Raw genomic sequence first — 20,483 nt, 5'->3', positions numbered from 1 at the left:
CCCTATCCTTGTCTCCGGCAACGTCAGCAACGGGCCCGACGAGGGCACCATGACGACAGGCCGCCACACCGGCCCCCGTAGCTCAGTGGATAGAGCAGGCGCCTTCTAAGCGCTTGGCCGCAGGTTCGAGTCCTGCCGGGGGCGCACATCTCCGCCCTCCCGTCGGGGAGGGCTTTCAGGGCGTCCGCGGCGTCGGGCCGCCGCTCCGGATCCGGGCCGCGCACGAGGGCCCCGACCGCCGGCCGCACCTCGTTGAAGCCACGCGAGGTGTCGAGGAGCGAGAACTTCTCGCGATCCGCGGCCGGGATGGAATCACGGAACCGCACGCGTCTCTCCGTCGAGGCAGTGAGGCCACGGACACGACGCACGCCCCGCGGGGAATACCGGCCGGGTTCCCTGCCCGCCCGCACACAGCAGACGATCGGCGGCTCCGGTCGACGTGCGCCACCCGCCCTCCGGTGCGGCACCGCTCACGGCGACTCCTGACCGGATCGCCCATGTTCGAGGGATTGCGCCCTCAATGGCCGATTCCTTGTCATCATGGTCCGGTTCCCGTCGTTGCGCCTTTTCCGGAGCCGCTCATGCGCAGTGCCGTCATCGCCGCCCAGGACCCGCCCCGCACGGGGCGCTCCGGATCCCTCGCCCCAGCACCGGAGCAGGTGGAGGAGCGGGCGCTCGTCTTCGGGGGTTTCGCGTACACCTGCCGGATCGTCCGTCAGGGTGAACCGCAGACCGCTCCCCTGCTGCTGCTCGGGGGCTCGTCGCAGAACAGGTACTCCTGGCAGAGCCACGAGAAGTGGCTGGCGCCGGTGTGCACGCTGATCACCGTGGACCTGCCCGGTTACGGCGACTCGGACTTCCTCCCGGCGAGTTACGACATCGACTTCCTCGCCGACGCGGTCCAGCACATGCTGACGGAGACCGGTGTGCCGGAGGTGAACCTGTTCGGCGGCTGCTTCGGTGAGGTCGTCGGCCTCCGTTTCGCCCAGCGGCATCCGGAGTCCGTCCGGCGCATCGTCTTCGCGGCGGCGGCGATCCGGCTTCCCGAGCTCTACAGCGAGGCCGTGCCGCGGCTGTCGAGCACGCTCGCGCGGGGTGACATCGAGCAGGCCGCCGAGGGGCTGGTCCGGCTGTTCATGTCGAACCCGGAGGCCGGCAAGGTCCGCAGGCACGCGGCCGTGGCCCGGTTGCTCCAGCAGCAGTTCGTGCACCAGACGCCGCAGGAGATCCGCATGGCGGTCGAGCACAACACCCGGCTGGTGACGCACGGCTGCTACCGGCCGCTGCCCGTCCCCGCCGTGCCGTCCCTGGTGTTCACCGGGGAGTACGACACCCTGTGCACGCCCCAGATGGGCCGCGAACTCGCCGCGGCGATGCCGGGGGCGCTGTTCACCACGGTCAAGGAGGCGGACCATCTGGTCACCGTCGAACGCAGGCAGGAGTCGGCGGAGCTGATCGCGCGCTTCTGCACCGACCGTCCCGTCGACGGCCTGCCGTACTGCACCCCCGTCGAGGTCCCGTGCGCCGCCGGATCGACCACCGCCCCGGCGTGACGCCGGTCATGCGGAAGGGCCGGAACCCGGTACCGGGTTCCGGCCCTTCCGCATGACCGCGACGGTGTCAGGACTCCTCGCCGCCGACGAGGGCACCGGCCGCGCAGGAGACCTTCGCGCTCTCGCCGGAGCACTGCCGCCTCATGTCGTCGACGAGGTGGATCGTCCCGTGGTCCTCGCTGGTGACCCGCTCCTCGCGCTTGTCCACGCAGCTCACACGGCCCCTGCCGTCGTCGGTGCACTTGTCGGGACTCTCGGCGGCGCCGGCCTGGGCGGCACCGAGCCCGATCAGGACGGAGCTCCCCAGAACCCCCGCCATCACCGTGATCTTGATCGACTTGAACATCTACCTTTTCCTCAACGCTCGGCCCTGCCACGACTGCGCGGCGGCGCCGTTACCGATGCCTGGACGGCCCATGAAAGCGGGGCAGGCCCGGAGTCCGGATCGCATGCGACCGGACGCCCGGGCCTGCCCCGTCACCCGAGGGTGATCACTCGCCGCCGAGGTTGAGGTTGCTGGCGCACTGCACGGCGTTCGTCTCCTTGTTCTCGGCGTTGCCGAGGCCCAGGAGGCCGACCGCGAGGTTGATGTCGTCGATGGCGATCAGCGACTGGACCGACTGGTCCTGGACGCAGGTGGTGGTCTGGCTGTTGTTGATCTCCACCTCCGGCTCCTCGCCGGCGAAGCTCACGCCGGCGCCGAGGAAGCTGACGCTGCCGAGCATGGCCATGACGACGGCGGCCTTCTGGTACTTGCGCATTACTGCTCCATTCTGGATGTGACGCGACCCCTGACGGGCCGGTCGGTGACAGCCACCAAAACTAGGGCGACTTTTGCGACAATTGATAGCGAAACGCCGAACGGTATTCACATGGCAGAAAAAGACACGTCTACTGCTGTCGCCATTTCACACAATCAGCCCGGCAATTCGACGGTGGAACGACACGCATACGCGCGTCGACGCACCGTCAGGACTGCTCGCCCTCGACGGCGAGGGTGCTGCTGCACGTGAGCTCACCCTCGCCGGAACAGGTCTGCGACGTCTTGTTGTCGACACGGACGTCTCCGTCCTGTTCGGTGACGCGGTACTCGCTCACCTGGACGCAGCGGACATGCCCCTTGTCGTCCTCGGTGCAGGTGCCGGGGCTCTCGGCGCCGACGGCCTGGGCGGCACCGAGACCGATCAGAGCGAGGCTCCCCAGGAGGCCCGCCGCCGCGATCTTCTTCGACTGGAACATCAACCTTTTTCCTTGACGGTCGTGGGATGGCCGGGGGGCCGGGCGGGCCCGGGCCCGCGCCACGGGGGCGCGGAACCCGGAGCCCACCGGGCTCACCTGACAGCGAACGTTCAGCCGACGTTCGCGGAGCAGGCCTGGGCGTTGGTCTCGGTGTTCTCCGCGTTGCCGAGGCCCAGGAGGGCGCCGACGCCGGCGTTGACGTCGTCGATCGCGACCAGCGACTGGACCGACTGGTCCGCGAGGCAGGCCACCGACTGCTCGCTGTTGAGCTCGAAGCCCGGCTTGTCACCGGCGTGGCTGACGCCCGCACCGAGGAAACCGACACTGCCGAGCATGGCCATCACGACGGCGGCCTTCTGGTACTTACGCATTACCTCTCCGTTTCTCGAGTGGACACAGCCCGTTATGGGCTGGTCACTGACAGTTGTAACGTAAGCGAGCTTCGCCACTTTTGACAGTCGAAACGCGCAAATGCGTAAGTTTCTTGTGAAGATGCAGGTCAGAGGCGTGTCGGGTCGTCCCAAACGGTCGAAGTGCTGGGCGGGTCGGGGGCGTCGTTCGTCCCAAAGGTGGATCAAAGAGCGATCCCGGGACATTAGCCGTGTCCCGGCGGCTGCCCCCGCGTTGAGCGGGGAGTGCGGCCGCTCGTGAGGCTGCCGCGTTTACCAGACCAGTAAGGAGAACGTGATGTCTCGTATCGCGAAGGCGGCCACCGTGGCTCTCGGAACGGGCGCTGTGGTGCTCAGCGGCGCCGGAATGGCCTCGGCCCACTCCGGCGCCGAGGGCACGGCGGTCCACTCGCCCGGTGTCGCGTCCGGCAACGTGGTCCAGGTTCCGGTCCACGCCCCCATCAACGTGTGCGGCAACACCGTGAACGTGATCGGCTTCCTCAACCCGGCCGCCGGCAACGTGTGCGTGAACCACTGACGCAGCAAGGGCACTTACGGTCACGTACCTACGTCCGTCGCAGTACCCCGGGAGCCCCGGTCGCCCAGTGCGCCGGGGCTCTTCCCGTGCCGTCCCCGCCGGCCCGCGGCACAGGCGGGCGGGGCGTGCGGCGCGGACGGGCGGGCGGGCGGGCGGCACGGGCGTGCGGCGCGGGCGTGCGGCGCGGGCGGGCAAAAGAAATTCGGCCCCCGGTGGAAACCGGGGGCCGAATGCGCGGCGCGGAATCTCAGGCGTGCAGCCCCACGTCGCCGTGCACCGGCTTCGCCTCGTTCACGACAGCGGCCGCCTCCTTCGTGGTGCCGAGCACCGTCTCCTCGTCGGAGTCGACGAGCGAGTCCGACTCGTAGAGCGGCATGAGCTCGAAGGGGACCGCGGTGCGCAGGCCGGTGTCGAGGCCGGTGGACGCCAGGTCCGTGGATTCCGCGGCGAACGCGGGCGCGGCGACACCGGCTGCGATCAGGGACCCGGCAAGAACGGCGGCAGCCTTCAGGGACTTCATCGTGTTCCTTTCTTCGGCACCGCGGGGCGCCGGAGATGAATTCTGTCGCCGTGCACAACGATCCCCGGCCGGAGCGGAAACCGGGAAAGCGAAGATTGCCGAGTCCTCATATGAGATCCAAGAACGATTGATGCGGTGAATACCGCTCCGTCACGGGGTTCAGGAACCCGACAGCAGAAGCGAGGTGAGGGCGGGGACCGTGGCGGGAGTGGGGGACGCCGGCGCTGCCGCTTCGGCCGGCGCGGGAAGGATGGACACCTCCGGTTCGGCGCCCGCGAGCGCCTCGACGAGCGCGTCGATCCGGGCCATCAGGTCGTCGGCCACCGTGAGCTCCTGCTCGGTGGCGGCGGTGGACTCCTGCTCCGTGGCCGTCGCGGACTCCTGCTCCGTCGTGGTCGTGGACTCCTGCTCCGTCGTCTGCTCCGTCGTCGTGGACTCCTGCTCCGTCGTCGTGGACTCCTGGTCCGTGGCCGTGGCGTCGTCCTGGGGCAGGAGCACGTCCAGGAGTCCTTCGAGGGCCTCCTGCACGGAGTCCAGCACGCCGTCCGCGAGGCCGGTGGTCTCGGCCGGCGGCAGGAGCACGCCCGGCGCCGTGGCGGGGACGGCCGGCGTGAGGGCGGGGGTGACGGCGGGCGTGGTGGCCGGTGCCGTCGAGGAGGTGGCCGTGGTGGTGGTCACGCTGGTCATGGTGATCGAGCCCGACGGGTCGTCGTCCGCCGCCGCGGCCACCGCGGCGCGCGCGGCGTCGCCCAGCCGCCTGGCCCGGTCGGGCGGCAGCTGACCGTCGTCCGCCTCGAGCACGGCCCTCACCAGGGCGTGCACCGGGGCGAGTTCGCTCTTGTCCGCGTCGGCCTCCCCGGCCTGCGCGAGCAGCGCGGCGGACGACGCAGCCCGGTCGCGCTCGGGGCCCGAGTCGGCCGCCATGGCGGCGGGGCCGGTGATTCCGGCCAGAAGGGCGGCGCACAGGGCGCCGAATGCGATGCGCCGTGCCGGCAGAGCACGCATGGAGGGTTCCTTTCGCGGGACTTCGGATCTTGAGCTCACCGTCAGAGGGCCCCGGTGCCGCCGCAACCGGAGGTACTCCTTTCGGTGCCCCGCCCGTCACTCCTCTGCGCGTTCCGCCAGGTGAGGCGGTGTGCCGGGCGACTCGCGACGCAAACCCGGCTTCACGATTCCAACACACTTGCCACCCTTCACCGAATTTCGGTGGATTTGTCCGTTTGATGACTACAGTTGCGAACCTCCGAAGCACCCACATGGGCGGACGCATCGCACTCGTCCCCGCTGCCTGCCGCCGCCACCTGTTCCGAAAGGCTCCGACGGTCATGCGTCATTCCCTGGGTCAGCTGCTTCGCCGTGCGACGGTGGGCGCCCTCGCCCTCGCCGCGCTCTGGGCGCCCTGCGGCCCCTCGTCCGCCGCACCGGCCGCGCCCGCGCCGGAGGCCGACAGCCTCGCCTTCGGCCAGCGCTACCGGGCGCTCCAGCACGGCAACATCGTGCGCGCGGCCAACTCCTCCGCCACCTGCCGTCCGCAGGCGTCCTCGTGCCGCGGCGTCCAGGGCGGTGCGCACGGGGTGAACGGCGACTTCGACATGAGCTACATCGACGTCGACAGCGACCCGAACACGTACAACTCCTCCCGCTCGGAGGTCCGGCTGCCCGCCGGCTCACGCGTGACCTACGCCCGTCTGTACTGGGGCGGCAACCTGCTCGTGGGCGAGCAGAAGCCGGCCGCGGACAACGAGCGGGTGCTGATCGCCGAACCCGGCGGCGACTACAAGGAACTGCTCGCCGACAGCGTTGTCGGCCACCGCGTGGCGGACGGCGCGGACGCCTTCCAGGCCTCCGCGGACGTGACCCGGCTGGTGCGGGACAGCGGACCGGGCCTCTACACGGTCGCGCAGATCAACGTGGCCGGCGGCAGGTCGGCGGCAGGCGCTTGGGGCGGCTGGACGCTGGTGGTGGCGTACGAGAACGAGGCGGAGCCGCTGCGGCACCTCAGCGTCTGGGACGGCTTCGCGCCGCTGGGCTCCCGCGCGGGCGCCGAATTCCCGCTGCGCGACCTGCCGTTCCCGGCCGGCGCCGGAGGACGGGTGGGCATGGTGGCGTACAACGGCGACCGCGGCACCACCGGCGACTCCCTCGTCCTCACCGCGGGCGACGCCCCGGCCGTGGCGTCCGGCGACGGCGCCAACCCGGTCGACGACGTCCTCAACTCCACCGTCTCCGACCCCCGGGGCACGGCCCCCGCGCGGGTTCCGGCGTACGCCAACACCCTCGGCTACGACTCCGACGTGTTCGACCTCGGGCAGGGCCTGCCGAACGCCGGTGACCGGGTCACCTTCCGGCTCACGTCCCGGACGGACGCCGCGTGGGCCGGTGTGCTCTTCGCCGCCGTCGACGCCCGTCGGTGAGTGCGCCGCCCCCCGTCCCGACCACCGGTGTGAGTGAGGAAACCGTGCCCACGGACGTGTCGGTGCCCGGCCGCGGGCCCCGGGTCCTGCACCTCACCCAGCCCGTGGACGGCGGGGTCGCCCGGGTCGTGACGGACCTGGTCCGGGCCCAGCTGGCGGACGGTCTCGACGTCACCGCGATCTGCCCCGACAGCGCGCTCTCCGGACGGCTGCGGTCGCTGGGCGCGCAGGTGCGGCACTGGGGGGCGACCCGCTCGCCGGGGGCCTCGCTCGTCGGGGAGGTACGGCAGCTGGCCCGGCTCCTCGACGACGTACGGCCCGATCTGGTGCACGCGCACAGCGCGAAGGCCGGGCTCGCCGGGCGGCTCGCGGTGCGCGGCCGGATCCCCACCGTGTTCCAGCCGCACGCCTGGTCCTTCGAGGCGGTCGGCGGCTCCACCGCCGCCCTCGCCCTGCGCTGGGAGCGGTGGGCGGCCCGCTGGGCCGCACGGGTGGTGTGCGTGAGCGACGCGGAACGCGCCACCGGTGTCCGCGCCGGGATCACCGGCCGGTGGACCGTCGTCCCCAACGGCATCGACCCCGAGCGTTTCCGTCCCGCCCCCGCCGCGGCCGTACGGGCCGGGCTCGCGCCGCTGGCCGGACTGCGCGCGCAGGCACCGCTCGCCGTGTGCGTGGGCCGGCTGTGCCGGCAGAAGGGGCAGGACGTGCTGCTGCGCGCCTGGAACGCCGTACTGCGCCAGGTGCCCGACGCCCGTCTGGTCCTGGTCGGCGACGGGCCGGACCGCGACCGGCTGCGCGCGGCCGCCCCCGCGTCCGTCCTGTTCGCGGGCGCCGTCGCGGACGCCTCCCCCTGGTACCAGGCCGCCGACCTTGTCGTCCTGCCCTCCCGCTGGGAGGGCATGGCCCTGGCCCCGCTGGAGGCGATGGCCTGCGGGCGGCCCGTGGTCGTCACGGACGTCGACGGCGCCCGCGAGAGCCTGCCGCGTTCCTTCGCCGCCTCGTGCCTGGTGCCGCCGGAGGACCCCCGGGCCCTGGCGGAAGCGGTCGGCGCGCTGCTGCTCGACCCGCCGCTGCGCGCCTCCCTCGGCGACCGGGGCCGCCGCCATGTGCTGTCCCTCCACGACGTACGGCACACCGCGCGGGCGGTCTCCGACGTCTACCGCGATCTGCTCGGCACCCGGCCCGCCGCCGCGTGGGCGCGCCCGTACCGGGCGGCCGGGGACGCCGAGGCCGACCGGACGACACAGCGCGTCGAGCCCTTCGAGCACAGGGAGTCCATCCACTCGTGACCGCCGAACGTACCGTGCCCTCCCCCGGCGTATCGCCGCGGGAGCACGGATTCCCGCCGAACGTCTCCGTCATGCCGCCGCGCGGCAGCGGCCCCCGGCTGCCCGCCCCGCGGTCCCCGGCCCGGCCCGACTCCCCCCTCCCGCTGCTCCTCGCGGACGGCGCCGCCGCGCTGCTCGCCGCGGGTGTGCTCGCCGGCGCCCGGCCGCACCCCCCGCTCGTCGCCCTCCTGGTCGTGGCGTCGCTGCTGCTGCGTCCGCGCGGTACGCGGTCGCCGCTGCCGGGGCTGCTGGACGAACTGCCCGCCGTGTGCGGCCGTGCCGCGATCGCCTGGCCGGCGACCGCGGCGCTGTGGGCGGCGTACCGGCCGGAACAGGCGCTGTCCGCCGGCACCGTCCTGGCCGGCCTCGCCGTGCAGGTGACGGCGGGCTGCGTGCTGCGCGCGGTGGTGCACGGGCGGCGGCGCGCCGCGCTGCTGCGGCACCCGCTCGCCGCGCTCGTCGTCGGACCGGCGGCGACCGCCCAGCGCGTGGCCGCCGCCGTGCTGCGCCGTCCGCGGTGCGGAGTGCGGCCGGTGGGCGTCGTCGCCGGGCAGGCGGACGGCGGCGGCGAGGGCGTACCGGTGCTGCGCACCGACGAGGAGGTCGAGCGCGCGGTCATCCAGAACGGCGTACGCGCGGTGCTCGCCGTCCATCCCTCGGTACGGGCCGAACGGGGGCCGCTGCTGCGGTCGCTGGCCGCGTCCGGATGCGTGGTCTGGGAGGTCGACGCCGAGGCCGCGCCGTACCCGGTGCGGGAGCGGCTGGCCGGGTTCTCCTGCCGGCGGCTGGACCTCGCCCCGGCGCGCGGCGGCGGCGCCGGCAAGCGGACGCTGGACATCCTGGTCTCGGGAACGCTGTTGCTGCTGGTCAGCCCGCTGCTGCTGGTGTGCGCCGTGACGCTGCGGCTCGCGGACGGGCCGGGCGTGGTGTTCCGGCAGGAACGCATCGGCCGGGACGGTGAGCCGTTCACGCTGCTGAAGTTCCGCACCCACCGCCCGGTCGACGAGCACGAGTCGGCGACCCGGTGGAGCGTGGCGGGCGAGCACGAGATGCGCCCGTTCTGCCGGATGCTGCGGCGCACCTCGCTGGACGAGCTGCTCCAGCTGTGGAACGTGCTCCGCGGCGACATGAGCCTGGTCGGACCGCGCCCCGAACGGCCCTACTTCGTCGCCCAGTTCAGCCAGACGTACCCCGGTTACGCGGCCCGGCACCGGATGCGTACCGGCATCACCGGGCTGGCGCAGATCCACGGGCTGCGCGGTGACACCTCCATCGAGGACCGCTGCCGGTTCGACAACGCCTACATCGACGACTGGTCGCTGTGGCAGGACGTCTGCATCCTGCTGCGCACCGCGGCCACGCTGGTCCGTCCGACGGGGAGCTGACGCCAGGTGAGCCACGTCCTCCTGCCCCTGCCGCGCCGGGCCGCCGCGCTCGGGCCGGTGCTGCCGATGGTGGCGGTGGTCGCCCTGCTGGCCCTGCCGCCGGCCGGGGACGGCGCGGGGGCCGCCGACGTGGCGTCCGCGCTGCTGGTGGGGTACTGCGTGATCCGGCTGCTGCGGGAACGGCGGCGCCCGCTGTCGCCCCGCGCGGCGCTGGTGCTGGGGCTGCCGGTCGTGGGCCTGGCGCTCGCCGCCATGGCGGCGGACTCGACGGGTGCGGGGATCGGCGGCATGGGCCGCTATCTGCAGGTCTTCGTCCTGGTCCCGGCGGCCGTGCTGATGCTGCTCCGGGGCCGGTCCGACTTCCGGGCGCTGGCCTGGTCGTTCGTGGGGCTGGCGCTGTGGCAGGGGACGGTGGGCGTGCACCAGTACGTCACCGGGACCGGCGCCTCGTACCAGGGCGAGAACATCCGCGCGGTCGGCACCTTCGGGGCGCAGGACGTGATGGGCATGGCGACGGCGGTGTCGCTGGGCGTGGTGTGCGCGGCGGGTCTCGCGCTGGGCCGGGCGCCGCTGTGGCAGCGGTGGGCCGCCGCCGGGTGCGCGCTGGTGCTGGTGCTGCCGCTGGCGCTGTCCTTCAGCCGGGGCGCCTGGATCGCGACCGCGCTGACGTGCTCCGCGCAGCTGGCGCTGGCGGGGCTGCGGCGCGCGCTGAAGGTGGGGGCGGCCGTGGTCGCCTCGGGGGTGGTCCTCATGGGCGGCTTCGGGGTCGGTACGGCGATGCTGCAGGAGCGGATCGACAGCATCACGCAGGTCACCGACGCGCCGGACCAGTCCGTGGTCGACCGGTACACGCTGTGGGCGGCGGCGGCCGGGATGTGGCGCGAGGATCCGCTGACCGGGGTGGGCCTGAAGGGCTTTCCCGAGCACCGGGACAGACACGCGACCCTGGCACTGTCCTCGGGCAGCGACATCGGGGGCGCGGGCGGGACGTACCGCCGGCAGGCGCTGCTCTCGCCGCACAGCATGTATCTGCTGGTGCTGAGCGAGCAGGGCCTGATCGGGCTGCTGACGCTCGCCGGGAGCTGGCTGGCGCTGCTGGTCTGCGCGGTGCGCGGGCTGCTGCGGGTGCGCCGCCGGGGTCCCGGCCTGGACTGCGCCCTGGTCGCCTGCGGCCTGCTGCTGTGGCAGCTGACCGACTTCGTGTACGGCGACATCGGCGGCCCGTCGACGGTGCTGACCGGTGTGGCGCTCGGCCTGACGGCGTGGTGGGGGCTCGCCCGCGACGAACGCCCGGACGGCGTCCGCCGTGACGGGGTGCCCGGGCGGGTCGAGGAGGCCGTGGCGCGATGACGGCACTGCCCTCCCAGCCGGCCGGCCCCGAGCCGGTGGCCGGTGTCCGCTCGCCCGACGGGCCCGGGGTCCGGGAGTCCCGGGCGGGGGCGGTGCTGTCCGTTCCCGCGACGGACGGAGCCGACGCGCCGGTGTCCGCCGGCCGCACCGGCCAGGTGACCGAACGCGACGGACCGGCCCGGGAAGTACCCCTGGCCCCGGCGTCCGCCGCCTCCGTTCCGGCGGACGGCGGGCTCCGACACACCGGGCGCGACGCGTCGGCGTCCGGGTCCGGGTCCGTGTCCGCGTCCGCGTCCGCGTCCGCCGGACGTTCCCCCCGCGCCCCGGGAGTCGACGAACCGGAGGCCGGAGGGGGTGGGGGTGCGTCGCGGGGGTTCCTCGCGCGGGCCGCGCTCGTCACGGCGGTGCTGTCGATCGCCGGGTCGCTGCTCGGGCTGGTGCGGGACCAGTCGCTGGCGCGGCTGTTCGGGGCGGGGAGCGACACGGACGCCTTCCTCGTCGCGTGGACCGTGCCGGAGATCGCCGCCACGCTGCTGATCGAGGACGGGCTGGCAATCGCGCTGATCCCGGCGTTCAGCCTGGCGCTGGCGCGACGGGCCCGGGGCGTGCCGGGCGACCCGGTCCGCGAACTGGTGAGGGCCACCCTGCCGCGGCTGTGCCTGGCCTTCGCCGCGGTGGCCGCGCTGGCCGCCGCCGGGGCCCCTCACCTGGTCCGGGTGCTGGCGCCGGGCCTGCCCGATCCGCGTCTCGCCGTCGACTGCACCCGGCTCACCGCGATCAGCCTGCTGGCGTTCGGGCTCGCCGGGTACTGCAGCGCCGCCCTGCGGGCGCACCGCCGCTTCTTCGCGCCGGCGGCGATCTACGTCGCCTACAACACGGGCATCATCGCGATGATGTTCCTCCTCGGCGCGGAGTGGGGGGTGCGTTCCGCCGCGGTCGGGGTGGCGGTGGGCGGCTGTCTGATGGTGGCGGTGCAACTGCCGTCGCTGTGGCGGCAGCTGACCTCGCGCACCCCGGCGCCCGCCGCCGACACCGGCAAGGGCGGCGAGGAGCGGCCGGTGCGGCTCGCGCTGATCGCGGCCGTGCTGCTGTTCGCGCTCTGCCGCCAGTCGCAGGTCCTCGTCGAACGCTTCCTCGCGTCCTCCCTGCCCGCCGGCGCCATCTCGCACCTGAACTACGCGCAGAAGGTGGCCCAGATCCCCATGACGCTGTCGCTGATGGTGTGCACCGTCACCTTCCCGGTGGTGGCGCGCGCCCTCGCGGACGGCGACACCGAACGGGCCCGCAGGCGGGTGGAGCGGGACCTGGTGCTGGCCTCCTGTGTGGTGCTGCTGGGCATGTGCGCGGTGATCGCCTGCGCCCCCCAGATGATCGGACTGCTCTTCCAGCGGGGCGCGTTCACCGGTGCCGACACCGCCGCGACGGCGGACGTCATGCGCGTGTACGCCCTCGGTCTGCTCGGCCAGACCCTGGTGGGCGCCCTGGTCCGCTGCTACTTCTCGGCGGGCCGCCCCAGCTGGTACCCGGTCGGGGTAATGGCGGCGGGCATCGCCGTGACGTCCCTCGTCGGCGCCGTGGGTGTGGGCCGCTGGGGTGTGGCGGGGATCGCCGCCGCCAACGCGCTCGGCATCACCGTCACCGCCGCCCTGCTGCTGGCGGGCCTGCGCACGTCCCGCCGGGTCGACGCCACCGGCGTCTCGGTCGGTGTGCGCAAGGTGCTGGCCGAGCTGAGCCGGCCCGTCCTCGCCTCCGCCCTCGCCGTCGCCGCCGGGGTGTACGCCGCGAGCCGGTTCGGGTCGCCGGCGGCGGCGCTCGCGGCCGGCTGTCTCACCGTGACCGCCGTCTTCGTCCCGCTCGTCCTGTCCGTCCTCGGCTCCCGGGGCCCCGCATCCGCGCTGCGCTCCGTCCGTACCGTCACACGAAAGCTCACACATGGCCGCTTCCGTTGATTCCCTCGACACGGGCAGACGCCCGGACCCCCACCCCAGGCCGGTGCCCTGGGTGGCGATGTACCACTCGGTGGGCGACTGCTCGGACGACCCCTACCGCATCACCGTCACGCCCGAGCGGCTCGAACGGCAGCTGGCCTGGCTGCGCCGGCGGGGGCTGCGCGGGGTGTCCGTGGCCGAGCTGCTCGCCGCGCGGGCCCGGGGCGAGGGGCGGGGGCTGGTCGGTCTCACCTTCGACGACGGGTACACCGACTTCCTCACCACCGCCCTGCCGCTGCTGCACCGCTTCGGCTGCGGCGCCACCCTGTTCGTCCTCCCGGGACGGCTCGGCGGCGACAACGAATGGGACCCGCTCGGCCCGCGCAAGCCGCTGCTGACCGCGGACGGCATCCGGCGCGTCGCCGAGGCGGGCGTGGAGATCGGCTCGCACGGACTGACGCACGTCGACCTCACCCGCGCCGACGACACGACCCTCACCGCCGAGGTCGCCGAGAGCCGCGCCCGGCTCGAGGAGCTGACCGGCGCCCCGGTCGACGGGTTCTGCTACCCGTACGGCACGGTCGACGCCCGCGCGGTCGAGGCCGTACGGAAGGCGGGCTACGCCTACGCCTGTGCCATCGACCCCGGCCCGCTGACCGGGCCGCACGCCCTGCCGCGCGCACACGTGGGACAGAACGACACGGCGCTGCGCCTCCATCTCAAGCTGCGGCTGCACCGGTTGCGCCGCCGCCCGGTGGAGGGCGTGTGAGATGAGGGCGCTGCACATCATCACCGGTCTGGGCGTCGGCGGGGCCGAGCTGCAGTTGCGGCTGCTGCTGCGTCATCTGCCCGTCGACTGCGACGTCGTCACGCTCACCAATCCCGGTCCGGTCGCCGAGGGGCTCGGCGCCGACGGGGTCCGGGTCGTGCACCTGGGCATGGGCGGCAACCGTGATCTGGCCGCCCTGCCCCGCCTGGTCAAGGTGATCCGCTCCGGCCGCTACGACCTGGTCCACACCCACCTCTACCGGGCCTGTGTCTACGGCCGTCTCGCCGCCCGGGTCGCCGGGGTCCGCGCGGTCGTCGCCACCGAACACTCGCTCGGCGACTCGCAGATGGAGGGGCGGCGGCTGACGGCGGGGGTGCGCGCGCTGTATCTGGCGAGCGAGCGGCTCGGCTCGGCGACGGTCGCCGTCTCCCCCACGGTGGCCGACCGGCTGAGGCGCTGGGGCGTGCCGGCCCCCCGGATCGAGGTCGTCCCCAACGGTGTCGACGTGGACCGTTTCCGCTTCGACCCGGAGCGCCGCGAGCGCACCCGCCGGCGCCTGGGGCTGCCGGAGGGCGCCTTCGTGGTCGGCGGCGTCGGCCGGCTCGCCCCGGGCAAGCGGTTCGACGTCCTCGTGCACGCGCTCGCCCGGCTGCCGGAGGACCACTGGCTGCTGCTGGTGGGCGGCGGCCCCGAGGAGCATGTGCTGCGGCGCACGGCCCACGAGGCCGGGGTGGCCGGGCGGGTGCTGTTCGCCGGGGAGCGTCCTGGCCTCCCCGACGGCTCGCCGGGGCCCGATCTGCCCTCGCTCACCTCGGCGATGGACCTGTTCGCCTCCCCGTCCGCGGAGGAGGCCTTCGGGCTCGCCGCCGTGGAGGCGCTGGCGTCCGGCCTGCCCGTGCTCTACGCGTCCTGCCCGGCGATCGAGGACCTGCCCCCGTCGGCGTCCTCGGGTGCCCGGCGGGTGCGCGGCGGCCCGGACGCGTACGCCCGCGCGATCGCCGAGGTCCGCGCGGCGGGCCCCGGCCCGCGCACGGCCGGCCGGGCCGCACGCCACTACAGCATCACCCGCAGCACCGCCCGCCTCATGGACGTGTACGCGGCGGCCGTCTCCGGCTCGTCGCCGTCCCCCGCACCTTAAGGGAGCAAGCCCGTCATGACCGACACCCCGACCCGTCGGCGCCTTCCGTCCCTGGACCGCGTCAAGCAGCTGCCGGCCTGGTCCGCGCTGGTGGCAGCCACGCTCCTCGGCGGACTGCTCGGCGGCGCGTACGGCCTGCTCACGCCCCCGTCGTACACGGCCACCAGCTATGTCGTCGCCGTACCGACCGAGAAGGCGACCCCGGAGGCGGCCCGCGGCTTCGCGCAGGCCTACGGGCGGGTCGCGACCCAGCTCGCGGTGCTCGGCGACGCCCAGCTGTGGGCCGGGGTACCGGTGCGGACGCTGCGCGACAGCGTGCGCACCGCGACCTCGCCGGACGCGCCGATGGTGTCCGTCACGGCCACGTCCGCGCGGCCCGAGGAGGCCGTGGACATGGCGAACGCGGTCTCGCGGGCGCTGACCCGGCACGCGGAGGACACCAAGGGCAGCACCCAGGTGCGGCTGGTGCAGTTCTCCCGCGCGGTGAAGCCGGGCGGTCCGGCGTCCGCGCCGACGGCGGTCACCGCGCTGGTCGGGGCGAGCGCCGGCGGGCTGCTGGGCGGCCTGGCCCTGCTCGCGCGGCCGAGGCGGGGCGGCCGTCCCGAGGACCCGGCGCCCACCGCCTCGGTGCCCGGCCCGGCCACCGCCGCCGATGTGCAGCGGTGACGGGGGTGGTCCCGGCCGGGCGGGCTGCCGTACTAGCGGCTGCGGGAGAACCAGTCGAAGCGCACGCAGAGTTTCCCGCCGAGCCAGTACTCCACCCAGCGGCCCAGGTCGAGCGGCGAGCAGTTCTCCGGGGGCAGCTCCCCGGCCGGCGCGGACGGTGCGGGGGTGACCTCCGGGGCGTCCGGGACGTCCGGGTCGGCGTCGTGGGTGCGTCCGTGGAGCACGTCCTTGTAGACGCGGGACGACTCGGGATGGTCGTCGCACTGCCACACCCCGTGCGGGCAGTAGTCGGTCACCGTGTTGTAGAGCGGCCGGTGTTCGTCCATCCATTCGAGCATGCGCCGCATGTACTCGGGGTTGTCGCCGTTGCGGAAAAGCCCCCATTCCGGGTACGAGATCGGCTTGCCGTGCGCCTTGGCGAAATCGACGTGCGCCTGAAGTCCGTAGGGTTCCTCGACCTGTTCGTCGAAGGACATCCCGGACGGCTGGTCGTAGGAATCCATTCCGACGATGTCGACCGTGTCGTCCCCGGGGTAGCACTGCGTCCAGGGCACGGCGTCGCGGCCCCGGCTCGGTGTGAAGTCGAACCGGAACTTCTGTCCGGGCACCGCGCGCATGGTCTCGACGATGCGGTTCCAGTACTTCTTCCACGACTCCGGGTCGGGTCCGCACCGGTGGGTGTAGGTGACGCCGTTCATCTCCCAGCCGAGCACCAGGATCGTGTCCGGCACCTTCAGTTCGACGAGCCGCTCGGCGAGGGCGCGGAAGTGGTGGTCGAACTCGCCCGCGGCGCCCCGCCGCAGCAGTGCGCGGACCTCCTCGTCGGAGACGCCCTCCTCGTCGCGCTCCTGCATGGGGACGTTGAGGACGAGCATCCGGTCGTCGTCGGCGTTGCGCCACTTCGCCCACGCCTCGAGGAAGCGGATGTCGCCCTCGATGTCGCTCCAGCGGTTGCCGGGCAGGTAGGTGTGGCCGACCCGCAGCTCCGCACCGCCCAGCCAGCGGCTGAGCTGTTCCATGCGGGCCACGCCGCGCTCGTCGGAGGCGAGGAAGGCGCCGAAGGCCGGCACGCCCCGCTCCTGCCCCGGAACGGACGGCGGGGTGAGGGCCGGCGGGCGGAGCACCGGGACCGCGGGGATCTCGGGCACGGCGGGGATCTCCGGCGCCGTGGGGATCTCGGGTGTCGGAACGGTGGGCGCCGGGGCGGCCGGCGCGGCGGGCCGGTCCGGGTCCGGCAGCGCGGGGCGGGAGTCGCCGGCCCGTACCGCCCCCGCCGCGGGGCCGGCCGCCAGGGCCGCCGACACGACGACCGCCGCCGCGCCCACGGCCATCGCGCGGGCCCGGACCCGCCTGTGCTGTGGGGCCATTGGCTGCTCCTCTTCTCGCTCGCGTCCGCCTTCTGCCTGAAGCCTCGCTGTTGACGAACAGTCATATGAAGTCAGTCATAAGAAATCCGACGCTGCCACTGCCACTGCGGCTTTCGAGTGCCGGAATGCCCCGCGCGGGTGAGCCGGCGCCAGAAGAAAGTGAGAATGCGTGTCGTTGCTTGACACCGGAGTTCCCGCCGTATTGCTGCGGATCGACCGGAATCCCTTTCACCACGGAACCCTGGGCGCCGTACGGTCGCTCGGCCGGGCCGGCGTGGACGTGCATGTCGTCGCCGACTGCGCGGGAAGTCCCGTGCGGCGCTCGCGCTATGTGCGCCGTATGCATTCCCCGCCGTCGCCGGGGGCGTCCTCGGACGAGATCCTCGCCGTGCTGCGCCGCGTGGCCGGCCAGGTGGGGCGCCCGGCGGTGCTGATCCCGATGGACGACGCGACCGCCATCGCCGCCGCCCGGCTGCGCGAGGACCTCGCACCGTCCTATCTGCTGCCCGAGCTGCCGGCCGCGCTGCCCGGGCGCGTCGCCGACAAGGGCGAACTGGCCGCCGTGTGCGCCGCCGCCGGCATTCCCCATCCGCGCACGCTCGTCCCCGACGGCCCCGGCGGCGCGGCCGACGACGCACGGCGGCTCGGCTTCCCGCTCGTCGCCAAGTGGAGCCGGCCCTGGCTGCTGCCGCCCGGCAGCGGACTGCGCAGCACTCAGCTGGTGCACACCGAGCGGCAGGCCCGGGAACTGCACGCGCGCACCGCGGAGGCGGGCAGCCCGCTGCTGCTCCAGGCGTTTCTGCCGCCGGGCGAGGACCGGGACTGGTTCTTCCACGGCTACGCCGACCGCTCGGGCACCGTCCGCGCGGGCGGCCCCGGCCGCAAGCGGCTGTCCTGGCCGCGCGGTGCGGGGCTGACCGCGGTCGGCCACTGGACGCCCAACTCCGAGGTGGTCGCGCTCGCCGAGCGGGCCGTCGACGAACTCGGCTACCGCGGGGTCCTCGACCTCGACTTCCGCCGCTGCGGCACCACGGGCCGCTACCACCTCCTCGACTTCAACCCGCGCCCCGGCGCCCAGTTCCGGCTGTTCGCGGACAGCGCGGGAGTGGACGTCGTACGCGCCCTGCACCTGGATCTGACCGGGCGTCCGCTGCCGGACGGGGATCCGGTGACCGGGCGGTCGTTCGTGGTGGAGAACTACGCGCCGTTCGCCGCACTGCGCACGGCGGTGGCGTCCGGTGGACGCGAACTCGCCTGGTACGCCGGGGACGACCGCGCCCCCGGATGGGCGATGTGGGCCCTGTGGGCCCGCCATGTGTCCGGCCGGCTGCGGCAGCGGCTGACCACGACGGCCCCGGTGCCGGCACCGCGCCCGGTGCCCCGGACGGCACCCCCTTCCCCGGCCTCGTCCGCCTCCCTGGCCTCCTCCGTCTCCCCGGCCTCACCGGTCTCCCCGGCCTCCCTGACCGACAACGAGAAAGCGAGCAGCTGATGATGTACGACCTTCTGGTGGTGGGCGCGGGTCCGTACGGTCTGTCGATCGCGTCGCACGCGTCGGCCGCCGGACTGAACCTGCGCGTGTTCGGCCGGCCCATGGCGTCCTGGCGGGACCACATGCCCGGCGGCATGTTCCTGAAGTCGGAGCCGTGGGCGTCCAACCTGTCCGACCCGGCCGGCCGCTGGACGCTGGACGCCTACTGCGCCGAGCAGGGCCTGACGGCGCGTCACGCGGAGCCGATCACGGTGGAGGCGTTCGCCGGTTACGGCCTGTGGTTCGCCCGTCATGCCGTACCGCCGGTGGACGAGCGCACGATCACCCGGGTGTCGTCCGGCGCCGACGGTTTCACGGCCGTCACCGAGGACGGGCAGGCGCTGCGCGCGCGGACGGTGGCGCTGGCGGTCGGGGTGATGCCGTTCATCGAGGTGCCGGCGGCGCTGCGCGGGCTCCACCCCACCCTGGTGACGCACAGCAGCCACCACAGCGACCTGGGCCACTTCCAGGGCAAGGACGTCACCGTCATCGGCGGCGGCCAGGCGGCCCTGGAGACGGCGGCGCTCCTCGCCGAGCAGGGCACGCGCGTACGGGTGCTGGCGCGGGCGGAGCGGCTGCGGTGGAACGACGTGCCGCCCACCCTGGAGCGTTCCCGGTGGCAGTCGGTCCGCTCGCCGCACAGCGGTCTCGGCCCCGGCTGGCGGAACTGGTTCTACTCCGAGCGTCCGGGCCTGTTCCGGCGGCTGCCGGAGGCGACCCGTGCCCGGATCGCGGCCACGGCGCTCGGTCCGGCCGGAGCCTGGTGGGTGCGCGAGCGGGTGGAGCGGGCGGTGGATCTGCTGCCGGGCCACGAGGTGACCGCGGCGGCGGCCGTGCCGGGCGGGCTGCGGCTGGACCTCACCGACCGTTCCGGCGGGCGGCGCGCCCTGGAGACCGAGCACGTCATCGCCGCCACCGGGTTCAAGGCGCACCGTGACCGGCTGGGACTGCTCTCCGCCGAGCTGCGCGGCTCGATGGCGGCGCTGCCCGACGGTTCCCCGGCGGTCGGCCACGGCTTCGAGTCCTCGCACCCGGGTCTGTTCCTGGCCGGTCTGGTGACCGCGTCCGGCTTCGGACCGGCGATGCGGTTCGTGCACGGCGCGACGTACACGGCGTCGACGCTGGTGCAGGGGGTGCGCCGGCGGCTCGGTTCGACGCCGGTGCGCGGCACGGTTCCCGTCCCGGGCGGCGTCAGCCGCAGCGGGGCGCCGTCGCCGGTACGGGGCTGACGGAGACGTACGACGAAGCGTCCCCCGGACCGGTGAGGTCCGGGGGACGCTTCTTTCGGGAAGGGCGCGGGTGCCGGTCGGGGCGGGTCCGGCACCCGTCGGCGGCCGGCTAGCGGCGGGCGGCCCGGCCGCGGCGGTACAGCATCGCGCCGCCCGTGAGCAGCGCGGCACCGGCGGCCGAGGCGACCAGCATGCCGTCGCTGCCGGTCTCCGCCAGGTGCGGCGGGTTGCCGGGCACCTCCTCGGCCGGCGGCTCCTCGTCGCGCGTCGGAGGAGTCTTGACCTTGGTGGGAGGCTCGGGCTTCTCCTTGTCCCTCTCCTTCTCCTTCTCCTTCTCGTAACCCGCCTCGTTGACGCAGGTGTTGTCGCTCGCGTCGTTGAGCAGGCCCACGAGGTTGACGCTGTTGCCGCACGCGTTCAGCGACAGGTCGATGGGCGCCTGGACGACGTTGCCGGACAGCACACCGGGCGAGCCCTTGGCGGCGCCCACCGCGTGCGCGCCACCGGACTCGCTGTGCGAGGTGCCGGAGCCGTACCCCTCGTGCGCGGGTTCCGCCGAACGGTCCGCGGCCTTCTTGGAGTGGTCGTCCTCGGAGAGGTTGGCGCAGGTGTTGTCGTACGTGCCGTTGAGCGCGCCGACCGCGGTGACGTTGTTGCCGCACGCGTTCACCGGGGCGTGGACGGGCGCCTGCACGGTGTTGCCGGAGGCCACGCCGGGCGAGCCCTCCGTGCCGCCGACCGCGGTCGCGCCGTCACCGTGCTTGCCCTCGGAGCTGTTGACACACGTGTTGTCGTACGCCTCGTTGAACGCGCCGACCGCGGTGACGGTGTTGCCGCACGCGTTGACCGGCACATGGACCGGTGCCTGCACGTTGTTCCCGGACAGCACACCGGGAGAATCCTCGGCACCGCCCCCCGCGTACGAGTCGGCGAGGGCGGGGGTTCCGTACAGGGACAGAATGCCCGTGGCGGCGGCGGCCGCCGCGAACATTCCCCTGCTCAGGGTCTGTCGCAATGTGGTTGTCTTCCTGCTTGAAGAATCGGGAGCGGCCACGCGTTCTGGCCCTCCGCTGCCGCATGGCCTACTCCTTCATCAACCCGACTCCACGGAATCGGTTGCGCAGGTTCACCCGGTTGGC

General features: G+C 73.8%; 20 protein-coding genes and 1 tRNA gene. 13 read left to right on the top strand and 8 right to left on the bottom strand.

What is annotated here, in order from left to right; all coding sequences use genetic code 11:
* Positions 1–71: 71 nt before the first annotated feature.
* Together ACZ434_RS01500 and ACZ434_RS01495 are read left to right on the top strand one after the other, a co-directional pair.
* Positions 72–144 (top strand) — tRNA-Arg (locus ACZ434_RS01500).
* A gap of 437 nt (positions 145–581) precedes the next feature.
* Positions 582–1,553 (top strand): alpha/beta fold hydrolase, encoded by a 972-nt coding sequence (locus ACZ434_RS01495; RefSeq protein ID WP_468450594.1) that lies wholly within the window; start codon positions 582–584, stop codon positions 1,551–1,553.
* A gap of 67 nt (positions 1,554–1,620) precedes the next feature.
* Here ACZ434_RS01495 and ACZ434_RS01490 read toward each other — a convergent pair whose 3' ends face one another.
* The 4 genes from ACZ434_RS01490 to ACZ434_RS01475 all read right to left on the bottom strand — a co-directional run bounded on the left by ACZ434_RS01490 (position 1,621) and on the right by ACZ434_RS01475 (position 3,163).
* A complete protein-coding gene (locus tag ACZ434_RS01490) occupies positions 1,621–1,899 on the bottom strand; it encodes a hypothetical protein (RefSeq protein WP_468450592.1) in 279 nt (92 codons plus the stop codon).
* Positions 1,900–2,044: 145 nt separating this feature from the next.
* Positions 2,045–2,314 carry a hypothetical protein gene (locus ACZ434_RS01485; RefSeq protein ID WP_468450590.1) on the bottom strand — a complete coding sequence of 90 codons (270 nt, stop codon included), beginning with the start codon at positions 2,312–2,314 and terminating at the stop codon, positions 2,045–2,047.
* Positions 2,315–2,522: 208 nt separating this feature from the next.
* On the bottom strand, positions 2,523–2,792 hold the full coding sequence (locus ACZ434_RS01480) for a hypothetical protein (RefSeq protein WP_468450588.1): 270 nt from the start codon (positions 2,790–2,792) through the stop codon (positions 2,523–2,525).
* 110 nt (positions 2,793–2,902) lie between these two features.
* Entirely contained in the window at positions 2,903–3,163 is a 261-nt protein-coding gene (locus tag ACZ434_RS01475; RefSeq protein WP_468450586.1) for a hypothetical protein, read from the bottom strand.
* A 316-nt stretch (positions 3,164–3,479) separates the two neighbouring features.
* Here ACZ434_RS01475 and ACZ434_RS01470 point away from each other — a divergent pair, with 316 nt between their 5' ends.
* The gene (locus ACZ434_RS01470) at positions 3,480–3,719 is read left to right on the top strand and encodes a chaplin (RefSeq protein WP_468450583.1); all 240 of its coding nucleotides are present in this window, start codon (positions 3,480–3,482) and stop codon (positions 3,717–3,719) included.
* A gap of 247 nt (positions 3,720–3,966) precedes the next feature.
* Here the strand turns inward: ACZ434_RS01470 and ACZ434_RS01465 are convergent, their stop codons facing one another.
* Together ACZ434_RS01465 and ACZ434_RS01460 are read right to left on the bottom strand one after the other, a co-directional pair.
* Entirely contained in the window at positions 3,967–4,239 is a 273-nt protein-coding gene (locus tag ACZ434_RS01465) for a hypothetical protein (RefSeq protein WP_468450581.1), read from the bottom strand.
* A gap of 159 nt (positions 4,240–4,398) precedes the next feature.
* Complete coding sequence (locus tag ACZ434_RS01460) at positions 4,399–5,244, bottom strand: hypothetical protein (RefSeq protein WP_468450579.1); 846 nt, start codon at positions 5,242–5,244, stop codon at positions 4,399–4,401.
* A 320-nt stretch (positions 5,245–5,564) separates the two neighbouring features.
* Between ACZ434_RS01460 and ACZ434_RS01455 the strand changes: the two genes are divergently transcribed.
* From ACZ434_RS01455 to ACZ434_RS01420, 8 genes are read left to right on the top strand one after another with little or no spacing between them, the layout of a single operon-like run.
* A complete protein-coding gene (locus ACZ434_RS01455; protein ID WP_468450577.1) occupies positions 5,565–6,653 on the top strand; it encodes a DUF3344 domain-containing protein in 1,089 nt (362 codons plus the stop codon).
* A 44-nt stretch (positions 6,654–6,697) separates the two neighbouring features.
* Positions 6,698–7,942, top strand: a complete 1,245-nt coding sequence (locus ACZ434_RS01450) for a glycosyltransferase (RefSeq protein ID WP_468450575.1) — start codon at positions 6,698–6,700, stop codon at positions 7,940–7,942.
* Positions 7,939–9,366: an exopolysaccharide biosynthesis polyprenyl glycosylphosphotransferase gene (locus ACZ434_RS01445; RefSeq protein WP_468450573.1), complete on the top strand. Its 1,428-nt coding sequence runs from the start codon at positions 7,939–7,941 to the stop codon at positions 9,364–9,366. Before ACZ434_RS01450 ends, ACZ434_RS01445 begins: the two co-directional genes overlap by 4 nt.
* A 6-nt stretch (positions 9,367–9,372) precedes the next feature.
* Positions 9,373–10,716 carry an O-antigen ligase family protein gene (locus ACZ434_RS01440; RefSeq protein ID WP_468450571.1) on the top strand — a complete coding sequence of 448 codons (1,344 nt, stop codon included), beginning with the start codon at positions 9,373–9,375 and terminating at the stop codon, positions 10,714–10,716.
* On the top strand, positions 10,713–12,665 hold the full coding sequence (locus ACZ434_RS01435) for a lipid II flippase MurJ (RefSeq protein ID WP_468450569.1): 1,953 nt from the start codon (positions 10,713–10,715) through the stop codon (positions 12,663–12,665). The genes ACZ434_RS01440 and ACZ434_RS01435 overlap by 4 nt, the downstream gene beginning before the upstream one ends.
* Positions 12,649–13,413, top strand: a complete 765-nt coding sequence (locus ACZ434_RS01430) for a polysaccharide deacetylase family protein (RefSeq protein ID WP_468450567.1) — start codon at positions 12,649–12,651, stop codon at positions 13,411–13,413. Before ACZ434_RS01435 ends, ACZ434_RS01430 begins: the two co-directional genes overlap by 17 nt.
* Before the next feature lies 1 nt (position 13,414).
* Positions 13,415–14,551, top strand: coding sequence for a glycosyltransferase (locus ACZ434_RS01425; RefSeq protein WP_468450565.1), 1,137 nt, complete (start codon positions 13,415–13,417; stop codon positions 14,549–14,551).
* A 15-nt stretch (positions 14,552–14,566) separates the two neighbouring features.
* Positions 14,567–15,217: a YveK family protein gene (locus ACZ434_RS01420; protein ID WP_468450563.1), complete on the top strand. Its 651-nt coding sequence runs from the start codon at positions 14,567–14,569 to the stop codon at positions 15,215–15,217.
* 32 nt (positions 15,218–15,249) lie between these two features.
* Here ACZ434_RS01420 and ACZ434_RS01415 read toward each other — a convergent pair whose 3' ends face one another.
* A complete protein-coding gene (locus ACZ434_RS01415) occupies positions 15,250–16,584 on the bottom strand; it encodes a glycoside hydrolase family 26 protein (RefSeq protein ID WP_468450561.1) in 1,335 nt (444 codons plus the stop codon).
* A 169-nt stretch (positions 16,585–16,753) separates the two neighbouring features.
* Between ACZ434_RS01415 and ACZ434_RS01410 the strand changes: the two genes are divergently transcribed.
* Complete coding sequence (locus tag ACZ434_RS01410; protein ID WP_468450559.1) at positions 16,754–18,076, top strand: carboxylate--amine ligase; 1,323 nt, start codon at positions 16,754–16,756, stop codon at positions 18,074–18,076.
* Positions 18,077–18,078: 2 nt separating this feature from the next.
* Positions 18,079–19,344 carry an NAD(P)-binding domain-containing protein gene (locus ACZ434_RS01405; protein WP_468451761.1) on the top strand — a complete coding sequence of 422 codons (1,266 nt, stop codon included), beginning with the start codon at positions 18,079–18,081 and terminating at the stop codon, positions 19,342–19,344.
* A gap of 109 nt (positions 19,345–19,453) precedes the next feature.
* On the opposite strand, the gene ACZ434_RS01400 is transcribed toward ACZ434_RS01405, so the two are convergent.
* The gene (locus ACZ434_RS01400) at positions 19,454–20,359 is read right to left on the bottom strand and encodes a chaplin family protein (protein WP_468450556.1); all 906 of its coding nucleotides are present in this window, start codon (positions 20,357–20,359) and stop codon (positions 19,454–19,456) included.
* Between the last annotated feature and the right edge of the window lie 124 nt (positions 20,360–20,483).

Source organism: Streptomyces sp. NPDC030893, from assembly GCF_055571535.1.
Note: the sequence above shows the minus strand (reverse complement) of the source record. Positions and strands in the feature narration are given on the sequence as shown.